Raw genomic sequence first — 13,826 nt, 5'->3', positions numbered from 1 at the left:
TTAATAAGAAGGAAAGCAACCAGAAGAGTTATCAGCACAGCCAGCGAGTGATCGGTGAAAAACCCGCCAGCTGTTAACATTTGACGCCCTATCGGCTGGCCTGTTTTACCTCTGCATAAATATTTGGCTGGCGGAAGTAACCACGCGAGCAGAGGATATCAATCTGTAATGAAAATCTGCGCTTACGACCTTCTGCTCACCCTAAAATAAGATGCCATAGCATGGTGATAAAGATGATGTGGCATACGATCCATAGGTGAAAAGACTGTCCCAGCCAACGACTCACCAAGAGCGCAACGATGAGTGAAAAAAACATAGCCGTTGCTGAAAACACAATGATGATAGTCATGCCACCATAGGCATACCCCCAATATGTCACAGCGGAAAATAAAACCACTGCCGCGATTTGCGGAGCTTCAATCCACAGCAAAATACGGCGACATTTCAGGCTACCACCGAGAGCATCGAGACATACCGTTGATAGAATGATCAGATAAATGACCGACAGAAAAGCCGAGCATATAAAAAGAGCAATCCCCAATCCATCCATGCTAATTGCCCGTCAATTTTTTCCATTACCGTTAAATAGCCTCAAAGCCCCCAAGAAGCAAATTAAATCACTTGAAAGGAATCGTGAACTCACACGGTAATGGAGCCGCCATCTGCAACAGATTGGGGCGAAAAGTGATTACGAGCTAACTGACTTGTTATCTGCATCAACGGTTGGCAGCGCCACGCGATTTTGCTTACGAGCAGCCAGCCACAAACCGCTATTTTTCATAGCGTAACCAAACACCAGACCGACGATCAGTGAAGGAACAACCATCTTCCAATCACCATTCCCCGCAAAGGTGGCGCAGGCGCCGATAAAAGTACCGGGTACAAAAGCCAGCCAACGCTGCTGTGCCTGAATGCACATAAGGAAAGCGACAATGCCCGTTAAGATATAACCAAGGATCGTCCATTCTGGGCGTAACGCCCCACCATAAATAATCACTTCAGCCCAGAATACACCGCTCAGGAGTGTACAAAAGCTGATGCCAAACCCCTTCAGCCCGCCCTGTGGACACGCAAAATAGGCCGTACAACCGAGAAAACCTGCCCAGCTTAGTAGACCGAGGCTAACCGCTACCCAGCCCCAAATGCCAGAAAGGATGCCGGTGGTAATGGCGATAGCAACCAAAACATTCATGATGGAAATCTCACGTATTCAAAAAAAGTAGTTTAACGATAGGAACAGATTATTCGTTGACTGGAATCACAAATTACAAGTGATATGTTTGCGTGATTACATTTTATTGTGATTTCAATCACAAATAAAGCTGGTTTTTTAAGCACACATTTTTGCTAACAAAATTGAGAATCTACCCTTTTTGACGATTATGGCTACAAATGCGGACACTTCAATAAGAAATAATCACGCAGAGTTCGTTGTCTTCTCAAAAACACAGGTCTAGGTTACGTCCATGACAAAATTTTTAACCGCAACCTCAAGGCCATTTTAATGAAAAAACACATCATTGCTGCCATGCTGCCTGCACTCATTATCCCTTCAGCAATGGCATGCACCACTATTTTGGTCGGTGATAAAGCATCGACCGACGGCTCATTTTTGGTCGCTCGTAATGAAGATTATTCCGCCAATAATCCTAAGCATTTTCTAGTCCATCCGCGCGTTGAACACCAGAAAGGCGAATTTAAGTCACACGCTAACGATTTTACCTACCCACTACCGGAAACTTCTCTACGCTACAGCGCCATTTCTGATTTTGACACCCACGACCTATCAATGAGTGAAGTGGGTTTTAACGAGGCTGGCGTGGGTATGACGGCAACAGAAACCATTTACAATGGCCAGCAGGTTCTTAAATTCGATCCCTACGTCGAAAAAACCGGCATTACCGAAGACGCGATTGAAAACGTGATCCTGCCTCGGATCCACAGCGCTCGCGAAGGGGTGGAGCTGCTGGGCAAAATTATCGAAGAAAAAGGGGCTGGTGAAGGCTTTGGCGTTGCCTTTGTCGATCAGCATGAGATCTGGTATTTAGAAACGGGCAGCGGCCATCAGTGGATGGCAACAAAAGTACCGAGCGATAAATATTTCGTCTCGGCCAATCAAGGGCGTTTAAGAACCTATGTTCCTGATGATACTGCGAACTATCTGGGTTCAAAAACTCTGATTAGCTTTGCCGAGAAACACGGTTTATATAATCCCAAAGACGGCGCGTTTGATTTCCATAAAGCCTATTCACAGGATGTCGAAAATGATGTCACTTACAACTATCCACGCGTATGGACAGTGCAACATCTGTTCAATCCTAGCCTGAAAACGGATATCAAAGACGGTACCGCGTTCCCCGTATTCTTACAGCCAGAGCATAAAATATCGGTTGCTGACGTGCAGGCCGCACTGCGCAACCACTATCAGGGCACCTCGCACGATCCGTATGCTAACGCCAATCCAAAGGAACCCTACCGCCCAATTTCAGTATTCCGCACACAGGAATCTCATGTCCTTCAGGTACGTCCCGATCTGCCAAAAGCCATTGGTGAAGTCGAGTATGTCGCTATCGGTATGCCATCGCTCAGCGTATATATTCCCTATTATCAAGGACTCGAACATTATCTACCGGGCTACGACAAGGGTACCGATAACGCTAGCCAAGACTCGGTCAGTTGGAAATACCGCACGCTGCAAACGCTGGTGATGCAAAACTACAACGCCTATGCGCCAGAGGTAGAAAAAGCCTACGCCGAATTTGAGAAGAATACCGCCACTCAGCAAGCATCCATGGAAAAAGAGTATTTGAAACTTTATCAGGCCCATCCACAGCAGGCTCAAAAAGTGTTGCAGAGCTTTGAAGATAAAGTCATGGCCGATGCCTTAGCGTTAACCAATAAATTAACACAGCAGGTTATTACCCAGATGACCCACGATACCGATATGAAATATCACTTCGAAGGGGCTTAATCGCCACTTAGAAACCTCAACACGTTTGGCTGGGGGAATCTCGCTCCCAGCTAAACGCTCACCGTCCGCAATATCACATCATTCAGTATCACTTAATCTCTTTAGATAACTTGAAGGGAAAGCCTTCTTTAATAATGTCCATCACCTCTTGGGTATAAGGCGCCATCGACGTTTTCACCAGCGCAGGAAAAAACACCTGCGGCGATGGAAAAACGTCGACCACATGGCAGTGGGGAAGCTTTCTGGCATCGACTTCTGAAGCAGGTAACAAAGTGGCAGCCTCTAGACCCGACTCCAACCAGTCAAGGATCACTCCCGGTTGGGTAACCTGCATAATCACGCGTTGCTCTTTCCCTCCCTTGCGGAAGTGATCCAGCAGGATTTCATAAGTTCCAGCATCACGTGCTCGGTGCAATAAAACGAGCGGAAATTGACTCAGCTCCAAATAGGGAAAAGGGCTTTGTGGAACGTCAGGCAGCAGCTTTTTAGCAATGACCGCCACGATAGGCACCGGCGAAAAAACGAGACAATCATAACCCTCGGTTTTTCGTGGTTTCTGGATAAGAGCAATATCGATCAAACTATCATTTAAATGAGATTCCAGATGGCTCGAATCAAGAACCGATATATTTAATTCCACCTCTGGGTAGCGGCGATGTAATTCCAACAGCAGTGGTTTAAAATAGTTTTGAAATAAATGCGTTAGCCCAATACGTAATATTTGCGTTTCACGATTCGATATTTTTGTCGTTTCACGTGCGGTATCTTCCACCTGACGTAATATTTCACAGACTTTGTGATAGAGATAATAACCCGCATCAGTCGTCTCAAGCCGGTTTCCATTGCGGACAAACAGCGGTGCATTAAGCTCTTCCTCAAGCTCCTGTATCCGTTTACTCAGAGGAGGTTGCGCCATATTCAGCACACGCGCGGCTTGACTAATCGAGCCTTGCTCTACGACTTTACAAAAGTACTTTAGCCTTTTGAGATCCATACTGTCCTTCCCGATTCTTATACCACCCAAGACTAGAGGATCCTGACACTTTGACCTCGCATAAAATAAAATTCAACACAAAACATTAGCGCAACACTTTTAACGTATTTATTACTAATACCCTTCTGATCTAGTGTCTATCACCTAAACGGTATTTGTCACACGACGATGCGGGGAATATATCTATAGAGGACATCTATTCCAGTTTAAGGTGAAAATATTATGGCTAATAATGCGGATAATAAAATTAAAAATCCAATTCATGATTTACGCTCAGCGCTTGAGTTTTTAAAAAATCAGCCGGGGGAACTTGTCTCTACGAATGTTGAAGTGGATCCGTGCGCAGAGCTCTCCGGCGTTTACCGCTATGTTGGCGCTGGCGGGACTTGCCAACGACCAACGCGAAAGAATGGTCCCGCCATGGTGTTTAACAAAATTAAAGGTTTTGATGACATCAGCGTTGCGATTGGCCTGAACGGCTCTCGTAAACGCGTCGGTCATTTTTTGAATTGTGCCCCGGAAAGACTGGGACACTTGCTGAAAGACTCTGTCAAAAATGCGATTCAGCCGGTTACGGTCAGCGCTGATAAAGCGGTATGCCAGCAGGTCACTCATTTTGCTGAAGATGCTGATTTCGACCTACGCAAACTTCTTCCTGCGCCAACCAATACCGAAGAAGATGCGGGGCCTTATATCACCATGGGCCTTTGCTACGCCTCCGATCCCGACACTCATGAATCCGACATCACTATTCACCGCCTGTGCGTACAGAGCCGCGACGAGCTTTCTATGTGGCTAACGCCGGGTCGCCATATTGATGCGTTCCGTATGAAAGCTGAGGCTCAGGGTAAACCCTTACCCATTTCTATCAGCATCGGCGTAGACCCCGCTATCGAAATTGCTGCCTGTTTTGAACCACCAACAACGCCGCTCGGTTTTGATGAGTTAAGCATTGCGGGGGCACTGCGCGGTCATGCTGTTGAAATGGTGCAATGTAAAACCATCAATGAAAAAGCGATTGCTCACGCCGAGATCGTGATTGAAGGCGAGCTCTTGCCAAACCTACGTGTTCGCGAAGATCAAAATACCAATACCGGTAAAGCCATGCCTGAATTTCCGGGGTATACCGGCGCGGCCAAAGATGCGCTGCCCGTGATTAAGGTCAAGGCCGTGACGCATCGATACCATCCCATCTGGCGCACGACCATCGGACCGGGCGAGGAACATGTCAATATGGCCGGTATCCCAACCGAAGCCAGTATTCTGGATATGGTTGAACGAGCGATGCCAGGAAAGCTTCTCAACGTCTTTGCTCACTCAGCCGGTGGCGGAAAATTATTAGCGGTAATGCAGTTTAAAAAATCAGCGCCGGTCGACGAAGGACGTCAACGCCAAGCCGCGTTGCTGGCTTTCTCAGCCTTCTCTGAGCTGAAACACGTGATTCTGGTCGATGAAGATGTTGATATTTTCGACAGCGACGACGTGATGTGGGCCATGCAAACCCGCTATCAGGGCGACGTCGATACGGTCTTTATCCCAGGAGTGCGCTGCCATCCTTTAGATCCTTCTCAAATGCCAGACTATAGCCCTTCAATTTTGCAGGAAGGTATGTCCTGTAAAACCATTTTCGACTGTACGGTACCTTTCCATCTGAAAGCGCACTTTGAACGTTCTCGTTTCAAAGAGCTGGATGTGAAACGTTTTCTACCCGATTTCGAATAAGGAGCCACGATGGCGACGCAACGTATTATCATCGGCATAAGTGGAGCCTCCGGTTTTCAGTATGGCGTGAAAGCCCTAGAGCTACTGAAGGATCGAGAAGATCTGGAGGTGCATTTGGTGATATCCAAAGGCGCAGAGAAAACCTGTGAGCTAGAAACCGATTACGTTTTGGATAAAGTGATGGCACTGGCTGATGTTGTGCACCCAGTCACACATCTGGGCGCGGCGATTTCCAGCGGTTCCTTCCGCACACTCGGTATGTTGGTGGCTCCCTGCTCCATGCGTAGCCTCGCGTCGATCGCTCACTGCATGACAGACAATCTGCTGACCCGCGCTGCCGACGTCGTGCTTAAAGAACGGCGTCAGTTGGTATTGCTGGCAAGAGAGACGCCGCTCAATCTTGGTCACTTGCGCAATATGCAGCTAGTGACTGAAATGGGAGGGATCATCTTCCCGCCAGTACCGGCGCTGTATCAGCGGCCTCACAGTGTGGATGAAATTATCAGCCACAGCGTTGCGCGGGCGCTCGATCTATTTGGCATTGAACTGAATAAAATCCCGCGCTGGGGTGAAGGCAAACTCCAACACTTAGCATGATTGGGTCAAGGAATTGATTTAAGAAAGGAAAACTCGATGTTGATTGGACCTTATGTAAACGGAACTGCAGTGATCGTGGGCGGACTCATTGGCGCTTTGGCAGGCCATAAAATTCCACAACGTGTTAAAACCGCGCTTCCCCTCACCTTTGGACTTTGTTCCGTGGGCTTGGGGATTAATTTAGTTATTAAGGTGAAATACATGCCCGCCGTTGTTTTGGCAATGGTGTTGGGCGCTGTAATCGGCGAGCTCATTTTTCTCGAAAAAGGGATTGGTAAAGCGGCGGGCTCTACCCGAGGGATCGTCAATAAATATCTCCCTCCCGTTCATGGCTTATCGCATGAAGAGTTCACCGAGAAGTTTGTTGCCATACTGGTGCTCTTTTGTGCCAGCGGAACCGGTATCTTCGGCGCCATGCATGAGGGAATGACCGGCGATCCTTCGATTCTGTATATCAAAACCGTATTGGATCTGTTTACCGCCGGTATTTTTGCCACCATGTTGGGTTATGCCGTGATGACCATCGGGATTCCGCTCATCATCATTCAAGTGGCACTTGCTATGTTAGCGGTATTTATTCTGCCAATGGTGACACCAGAAATGATGGCCGATTTCTCCTGCGCGGGCGGACTGATTATGATTGCAACAGGCTTACGCATCTGCAATATAAAACCATTCCCTGTCGCCAATATGCTGCCGGGATTGATCTTGGTGATGCCTTTTTCTTGGCTTTGGATGACGTTAGTGGCTTAGTTAAAACAAAAGGCCGGTAAATACCGGCCTTCGTTATTACGATGCATGACTGCGTTGACGACTACTTTTTACGCATGAACAGTTCTCGGCGAGATACGCTGACAGGCGTCGCCTGATCCTGCACCGGCAACGATAGCAGCATCTTCAGCGTATCACTGGCTAACGCTTCGCCTTCTGCGGCACTAATATGTGGCTCTATCGGCGACATCAAAGAGCAGGAGAGTAATTGCCCTGTTTGCGGCAACTCTCCCACCATAAACGTCATATCACCACGCGGTAGTGAAAGCGCGATACGCTCGCCCAATGCACGCAGTGGCCAAACCTGATCGGGTCCAGGCAAAATCACCACGCTAAGCATCCACGGCGTTAATACCGTTCCCAGCCACTGGCCTTCATACTCTTGCATCTCTACTTTAATCGGCATTTCTGCACGATAAAACGGTAGATTCGCCATCTCTTGCTGTGCAATGTGCTGATACTGTTCAATCAGCAGTTTTGTGGGATTGTGTTCAAATCCCCAAAACTCATCTGCACCAATCGCATCAGCCATAGAATTAGCAGTCATGCGACACTCCTCTGTGCTCTAACGTGCAGCCATCTTCGCGCAGGATTTGAATAATACGATCCATCGCAATTGGCACCGCGGCTTCAATCGTTGGAGTCATGCCGATGTACGGTTCCAGCGACTGCGGCACAACGCCCACTAGCGTTAGACGCTTTGGAAACTCGTCGGTCAGATGCAGTGCCGAAAGCACATCGCATAATCCCAACTGATGCGGCGAAATTTTTCGGCTGAAAAAAGCGGGCACTTCATCGTCATGTAACGTAAGCACGCTGCCGGGTTCAGCATCGCTAAGCACCGCATCGGCCACGATCAAATGATCGCGGCTCGCCATGTACTCCATCAGCTCCATGCCAGCCGTGCCGCCATCCATCAACTCAACGCCTTCTGGAAAACGGTAGTCCTGCTCTAAACGTTCAACGATGCGAACACCCACCGCTTCATCGCTGAGCAACAGATTACCGATGCCTAAGACCAGCGTATTCATTACAACACCTTAACCTTGGTGACTTCGCCACCGCGCGTATCAACCACATGAACCGCACAGGACATACAAGGGTCAAAGGAGTGAACGGTACGCACCACTTCCAGCGGTTTTTCAATATCCGCAATAGGAGTGCCGATCAAAGCCTGTTCATAAGGCCCCGGTTCATCGTTGGTGTTACGTGGGCCGGAGTTCCATGTTGACGGTACCACCGCCTGATAGTTCTCGATTTTGCCGCCTTTGATAACGATCCAATGTGAAAGCATACCGCGTGGAGCCTCTTCAAAGCCTACGCCGCGATACTCTTTATCAGCCAAAATTTCTGGTTTGATAAAGGCCACGTGATCGCCTTTACCAATGTTATCAATCAGCGCCTGCCACTGTTGTAGCAGAGTATCTTTCAGCACACAGCAGCGTACCGCACGACCAATAATGCGTCCCATGGTGGAATGCAGTTGTTCAGTTTGCAGCTCTTTACCGTTCAGCGTCTTGTAAAGTCCGTTAACCTCATTGAAGTGTTTAACGGTATCTGGGTGCTTCGCCGCCAGTTTAACCAGCAGGTCGGCCAGCGGCCCCACTTCAACCACTTTGCCGTAGAAGGTTGGGGATTTAACCCACGAGTATTTACCTTCATCCTGCCAGCCGGTGTAGTTCGGTTCCGTTTTGCCTTCCCACGGTTTTAAGATGGCATCATCTTTGTACCATGAGTGTTTGCAGCTTTCGGCAATCCCGTCGATCAGCCATTTATCTTGGTGGCTCGTGATTGGGCGATAGTTGCTCATGTCGCCATTTTCGATATAGCCACCCGGCATCAGGAAACTTCCGCCTTTGGCATCGGTTGGCAGCTCTGGCACACTTAGGTAGTGTTTTGCGCCCTCACCCAACGAGAGCCACTCAGGATAGTTAGCCGCAATAATGGCCGCATCAACCTTGTAAACCTGCTCGATGAACTCGCCCAAACGCTCAATGAACATTTTCACGTACATCAAACGCTCAAGATTCAGCACGCTCGGCGCATCCAAATTGATTGGGTTAGCGACGCCGCCCACAGCCAGATTCTGAATGTGCGGAGATTTACCGCCTAAAATCGCGACTACACGGTTAGCATCACGCTGGCACTCCAGCGCTTGCAGATAGTGGGCAACCGCAATCAGGTTCACTTCTGGCGATAGTTTCATCGCTTTGTGACCCCAATAGCCGTTCGCAAAAATCCCTAACTGGCCGCTAGCAACCAGATCGCGAATTTTCTGCTGCACCTTGGCAAGCTCTTCCGAGCTGTTAAGCGACCAGCTTGAAACACCTTTCAGCATCGCTTCACATTTTTTCGGATCGGCATTCAGCGCGGCGGTGATATCCACCCAGTCCAGCGCAGAAAGTTGATAAAAATGTACGATATGGTCGTGGATGCTATGTGCCGCCACGATCAGGTTACGGATATATTGTGCGTTGACCGGTACTTCGGCACCAATCGCATTTTCTACCGCACGTACCGATGCAATAGCATGAATCGTGGTACATACGCCGCAAATGCGCTGGACAATCATCCACGCATCGCGCGGATCGTTGCCTTTTACAATCTCTTCCATCCCGCGCCACATGGTGCCAGACGACCAAGCCTTGGTTACCTTGCCGTTTTCAATTTCGCAGTCAATGCGCAGATGGCCCTCGATACGGGTGATCGGGTCGATAGTGATACGTTGACTCATACTTTAGCTTTCCCTCGGGCCTGATAATCTTTATGTACACGTTCAAGCGATGGCAATACCGGTAAAACCCGGATTAGCAACAAATAGGCACAGACTTCAATCGCCACGAAGCCGACCGAAATCAAAATCTCTTCTGGCGTTGGGAAATAGTGATAACCATTGCCCGGATTGAACGCCAGTAATGAATAGTTCATACGCCACAGCGCAGCTCCCAGCAGCATGCTTAATGCGCCAAGGAATAACATACGCGAGTCGCGACGGAATCTATCCCAATGGAACACCAGCAGCGGGAACAGCATCAGACCAATTTCACACCAGAACGAAATGGAGTAGCGATTCCACTGTGAGAGGTATTCTGATTTGTCACGCAGCACAATTTCAGCGAAGCGCAGCGCTACAAACAGGATCAGGAAGATGTCGATAACCTGTGTTAAGCGATAAAACAGAGGTTTTTCGTTAGGCCCTTTTCCCGCCAGACCCGCCTGCACCAATGAGCCTTCAAACACCACAATCGAGAAGCCCATAATAAAGGCCGTTAGCAGTGAGAAGACCGGCAACAGCTCATAGCTTTGCCACAGCGGATGGATTTTATTCCCCGCCGCAATCATCAGCGATCCCATTGAGGATTGGTGCATAGTTGGCAGCAGCGCGCCTAAAGCCAGAATGAAGAACATGATTTTATTCAGCCACTTCATTGGCACTTTCCAGCCAAACTTCTCCAGCACAACGGGGGCAAACTCCAGCGCCATGACGCCGATATACACCGTCATACATACCGCGGTTTCAAACAGCACCGAGGACGTATTGAAATGACCCGGCAAGTAGAAATAGGGCAGGTTCCAATAACGTCCGACGTCGATGGTGATGGATAAGCCGCCCAGCGAATAGCCGAACAGACTCGCCAACAATGCAGGGCGTACTAGCGGGTGGTATTCGCCACGGTTAAAGACATATACCGCCCACGCCAGTGCCCAACCACCACAGGCAAAACCGGTGCCGATTAACAGGTCAAACGAGATCCACAAGCCCCATGGATAACCTCCGTTCAGATCGGCAACGGAGCCGATCCCGAAGATCAATCGTTTGAGGATGAAAATACCGCACAGCACCACGAAGGGTGCCATCACCATTACCGGCCAACTCACTAAACGGCCGCCTAACGGACTGGCCTTATGTTCACTCATTGTCATCATCTCCGTCATGGTGATTTTTGGTGTTACGACGAATCAGTACTGACAGACCCGTCAGAACCACCAGCGGCAAGATCATGCCTTTGTACACGGTATGCTGAATGTGCTCGGAGCGCGCACCGGTAGAGAGTTCAGCCAGTTTTGGCATGCCCAGATTTTCGTATGGCACACCGGCCAACACTAATACCTGCGTCCCACCGCCCTCTTTTTCGCCATAAACATAAGGCTGATAGTTGGCAAGCGGATGCAAATAGTTGTCACCGCCGGTCAATGTCTGACGCGGATAGGCATATTCCATACCGGGTTTGGCCGCTAACCGTTTTTTCGCTTCGGCTAACAAATCGTCACGGGTACCGAAAATCACCGCTCCGGTTGGGCAAACTTCAACACAGCCCGGTAATTGGCCTTTGGTAATGCGTTCTAGCCCTTTTTGATCGCACAGCTGACACTTATGAATCTCACCAAACGGGTTGTGATAATCATATTTTGGTACGTCAAACGGACAGCCAACCATGCAGTAACGACAGCCCGTACAGACGTCTGGGTCGTAGTGCACAATGCCTGTTTTGGGATCTTTCTTTAACGCCTGCACCGGACACACCGACACGCAGTTAGCATCAACGCAATGCATGCACTGTTTTTTAATGTAGGCATAGCCGTTTTCGACCTGGTCTTTATTCACGCCAGAACCATCACTCCATACCTGAATAATGTTATTGGTATAGGGCGTTAGTTTGTCGTTGTCAGACCACGTTTGTGGGCCGTTTGGGTTGATCTGGTTTTTATTCAAGCGCTGACATTCCGCCACGCAGGCCTGACAGCCTACGCACAGCGTTGAGTCATACAGCATGCCAACTGCACCTGGAATGGGCGGTTTGTTCTCCACCGCATGCGCAGTACCTGATGTCACCGTACCTGCTGCCAGCGCTCCGGCAGAGGCAAACTTAATAAAATTTCTTCTGTTCACGGTTATTCCCCCCGTGAATCATGGTGCTCAGAGTGACTTTTCTCTGCGTTTTTGCGCTCGGACTCATGGCGCTTTTGCTGGCGGCCAAGCTCACGCACCGTCATCAAGCTAACCCCAATCAATATCCCCAAGGCACCGCCGATAAGGCCCGTCGCCGTTGGAGAAATATGCCCGCCTTCACGGTTATCTACAGCAGGTTTATCCACGCGCGGCGTCGGGTTCTCTACATTCGCTAGCTGGAAAATGCCTTTGGTGAAACCAACCCCCTGCTCATTACAGCCATAGCAAGGATGGCCGATACCGACTGGCCAGATCCCGCCGCCAATATCGCAGAACTCCAACGTTGAGCAGTTACCGTAGGTTTCTGGCCCTTTACAGCCAAGGTGATACAAACACCAGCCTTGACGGTGACCATAATCGCCAAACTCTTTGGCAAAACGCCCCGCGTCAAAGTGCGGACGACGTTCGCAGTTCTCATGAATCAAACGTTCATAGGCAAACAGGGGACGATGTTTGCTATCCAGAGCAGGCAGTTTGCCGTAGGTGATGTAATACACTACGGTAGTCAGGAAGTTATGTGGGTTAGGAGGACAGCCCGGAATGTTGATCACCGGTTTGCCGATAGCCTCTTCAAGACTCACCGCACCGGTTGGGTTTCCGCCAGTGGCAGGAACGCCGCCCCATGCAGCGCAAGATCCAATAGCAATGACTGCTGCCGCATCAGCCGCCGCACGGCGAATATGATCGACAATAGGTTCGCCCGCCACCATGCAATACACACCGCCGTCTTTTAATGGGATAGACCCATCGACGACCAGCACATATTTGCCTTTGTAACGCTTCATCGCGTTATGCTTATTTTCTTCGGCTTGATGACCAAACGCTGCTGATAATACCTCGTGATATTCGAGCGAAATGGTATTTAGGATCAGGTTTTCAATCGTTGGATGCGTTGCACGCAACAACGATTCGGTACAGCCAGTACATTCTTGAGCACCTATCCAGATGACAGGTGGTCTCTGTGGGTCGGTAATTGCCGCAGCCATTTCAGCCGCTGCATTGGAACTTAGCCCTAGTGTGGCGGCCATACCCGCGCACAACTTCATGAAGTCACGACGGTTCACACCGTGAGCGGATAGAAAGTTATCCTCAGCCATTCGTAGTATTCCTTAGATGCGCATTCGTCTGGCGGAATGCTTAGGTGAGCAAATGCTAAGGATTAACCCCACTAGTTGTGGTTGATCTTTATCAAGTTGAGAAGGATTAGCTTAACGTCAACACGAATTATGTGAATAAAACCGATTCAGCGGAAATTAAATAGCGTAAATATTCCGCAATTTTTATTATCCCCAGCGTTAAAATAATTATATTGATTACTGTTATATGATTTTTCTTATTGAATAGATGTGTTCTAAATGAGAGTGGTTTTTATTAAAAATAAAAAATAGAATTAAATAAATTAAATTCATTTAAATTTTTAGTTAAATATTAAAGGTTATTGAAGATATAGAGAGGTTCTCAATATTAGGGGTGGGTTGTGGGATTTCGTGTGAGGTTCAGCCTGTCATCTATGTCACCGTTGTGTAAGGTTCCGCCCGCCTGTTCATACCGAGCGTCATTGATACACTGTGTGTAATATTCCGCCCGCCTGTCCATACCGAGCTTCATTGATACATCCATGAAGGCGTACGGGCAGAGACCACCAGCGCGTGGTCTCTGCACTCGCGCGCTTTTATCCGAGACGCCATCTCCGCTCCGGTTTGGTATCGCCCATCCAGGGCGCCCCAAACTCCGTCACGACATCCCTGTCGTGCCGGCTCTTCCTACCAAGACTTAAACTAAAAACCGTCCACGCTTTTTGTTTTGATTTTGACCTTTCC

The 13,826-nt window shown here is 48.9% G+C and carries 13 protein-coding genes; 4 read left to right on the top strand and 9 right to left on the bottom strand.

All coding sequences use genetic code 11. The features are described 5' to 3' along the window. Positions 1–196 precede the first annotated feature (196 nt). Together HMPREF3091_RS18030 and HMPREF3091_RS18025 are read right to left on the bottom strand one after the other, a co-directional pair. Positions 197–550: a hypothetical protein gene (locus HMPREF3091_RS18030; protein ID WP_070717718.1), complete on the bottom strand. Its 354-nt coding sequence runs from the start codon at positions 548–550 to the stop codon at positions 197–199. Positions 551–688: 138 nt separating this feature from the next. Next, a complete protein-coding gene (locus HMPREF3091_RS18025) occupies positions 689–1,192 on the bottom strand; it encodes a DUF1097 domain-containing protein (RefSeq protein ID WP_004092231.1) in 504 nt (167 codons plus the stop codon). A 312-nt stretch (positions 1,193–1,504) separates the two neighbouring features. On the opposite strand from HMPREF3091_RS18025, the gene HMPREF3091_RS18020 reads away from it, so the two are divergent. Next, entirely contained in the window at positions 1,505–2,971 is a 1,467-nt protein-coding gene (locus HMPREF3091_RS18020; RefSeq protein WP_070717715.1) for a C69 family dipeptidase, read from the top strand. Positions 2,972–3,059: 88 nt separating this feature from the next. Here the strand turns inward: HMPREF3091_RS18020 and HMPREF3091_RS18015 are convergent, their stop codons facing one another. Next, on the bottom strand, positions 3,060–3,965 hold the full coding sequence (locus tag HMPREF3091_RS18015; protein ID WP_070717712.1) for a LysR family transcriptional regulator: 906 nt from the start codon (positions 3,963–3,965) through the stop codon (positions 3,060–3,062). 222 nt (positions 3,966–4,187) lie between these two features. Here HMPREF3091_RS18015 and HMPREF3091_RS18010 point away from each other — a divergent pair, with 222 nt between their 5' ends. Genes HMPREF3091_RS18010 through HMPREF3091_RS18000 form a run of 3 tightly spaced genes read left to right on the top strand, consistent with a single transcriptional unit; the run spans position 4,188 to position 7,037 of the window. After that, a complete protein-coding gene (locus HMPREF3091_RS18010; RefSeq protein WP_070717711.1) occupies positions 4,188–5,687 on the top strand; it encodes a UbiD family decarboxylase in 1,500 nt (499 codons plus the stop codon). A gap of 9 nt (positions 5,688–5,696) precedes the next feature. Continuing rightward, the gene (locus HMPREF3091_RS18005) at positions 5,697–6,284 is read left to right on the top strand and encodes a UbiX family flavin prenyltransferase (RefSeq protein ID WP_070717709.1); all 588 of its coding nucleotides are present in this window, start codon (positions 5,697–5,699) and stop codon (positions 6,282–6,284) included. A gap of 36 nt (positions 6,285–6,320) precedes the next feature. Further along, the gene (locus HMPREF3091_RS18000) at positions 6,321–7,037 is read left to right on the top strand and encodes a DUF554 domain-containing protein (RefSeq protein ID WP_035503148.1); all 717 of its coding nucleotides are present in this window, start codon (positions 6,321–6,323) and stop codon (positions 7,035–7,037) included. A gap of 61 nt (positions 7,038–7,098) precedes the next feature. Here HMPREF3091_RS18000 and hybE read toward each other — a convergent pair whose 3' ends face one another. The 6 genes from hybE to hybO are packed head-to-tail and all read right to left on the bottom strand — an operon-like array spanning position 7,099 to position 13,103. Then, positions 7,099–7,602 (bottom strand): hydrogenase-2 assembly chaperone, encoded by a 504-nt coding sequence (gene hybE, locus HMPREF3091_RS17995; RefSeq protein WP_004092220.1) that lies wholly within the window; start codon positions 7,600–7,602, stop codon positions 7,099–7,101. After that, positions 7,592–8,086, bottom strand: coding sequence for a HyaD/HybD family hydrogenase maturation endopeptidase (locus HMPREF3091_RS17990; RefSeq protein ID WP_070717705.1), 495 nt, complete (start codon positions 8,084–8,086; stop codon positions 7,592–7,594). The genes hybE and HMPREF3091_RS17990 overlap by 11 nt, the downstream gene beginning before the upstream one ends. After that, on the bottom strand, positions 8,086–9,789 hold the full coding sequence (hybC, locus tag HMPREF3091_RS17985; RefSeq protein WP_070717703.1) for a hydrogenase 2 large subunit: 1,704 nt from the start codon (positions 9,787–9,789) through the stop codon (positions 8,086–8,088). Before hybC ends, HMPREF3091_RS17990 begins: the two co-directional genes overlap by 1 nt. Continuing rightward, the gene (hybB, locus tag HMPREF3091_RS17980; RefSeq protein ID WP_035503146.1) at positions 9,786–10,973 is read right to left on the bottom strand and encodes a Ni/Fe-hydrogenase cytochrome b subunit; all 1,188 of its coding nucleotides are present in this window, start codon (positions 10,971–10,973) and stop codon (positions 9,786–9,788) included. The genes hybC and hybB overlap by 4 nt, the downstream gene beginning before the upstream one ends. Continuing rightward, on the bottom strand, positions 10,966–11,946 hold the full coding sequence (gene hybA / locus HMPREF3091_RS17975; RefSeq protein ID WP_070717699.1) for a hydrogenase 2 operon protein HybA: 981 nt from the start codon (positions 11,944–11,946) through the stop codon (positions 10,966–10,968). The genes hybB and hybA overlap by 8 nt, the downstream gene beginning before the upstream one ends. Before the next feature lie 2 nt (positions 11,947–11,948). After that, entirely contained in the window at positions 11,949–13,103 is a 1,155-nt protein-coding gene (hybO, locus tag HMPREF3091_RS17970; RefSeq protein WP_008814001.1) for a hydrogenase 2 small subunit, read from the bottom strand. Positions 13,104–13,826 lie beyond the last annotated feature (723 nt).

This window comes from Hafnia sp. HMSC23F03 (genome assembly GCF_001816025.1).
GTDB classification, from domain to species: Bacteria; Pseudomonadota; Gammaproteobacteria; order Enterobacterales; family Enterobacteriaceae; genus Hafnia; species Hafnia paralvei.
Note: the sequence above shows the minus strand (reverse complement) of the source record. Positions and strands in the feature narration are given on the sequence as shown.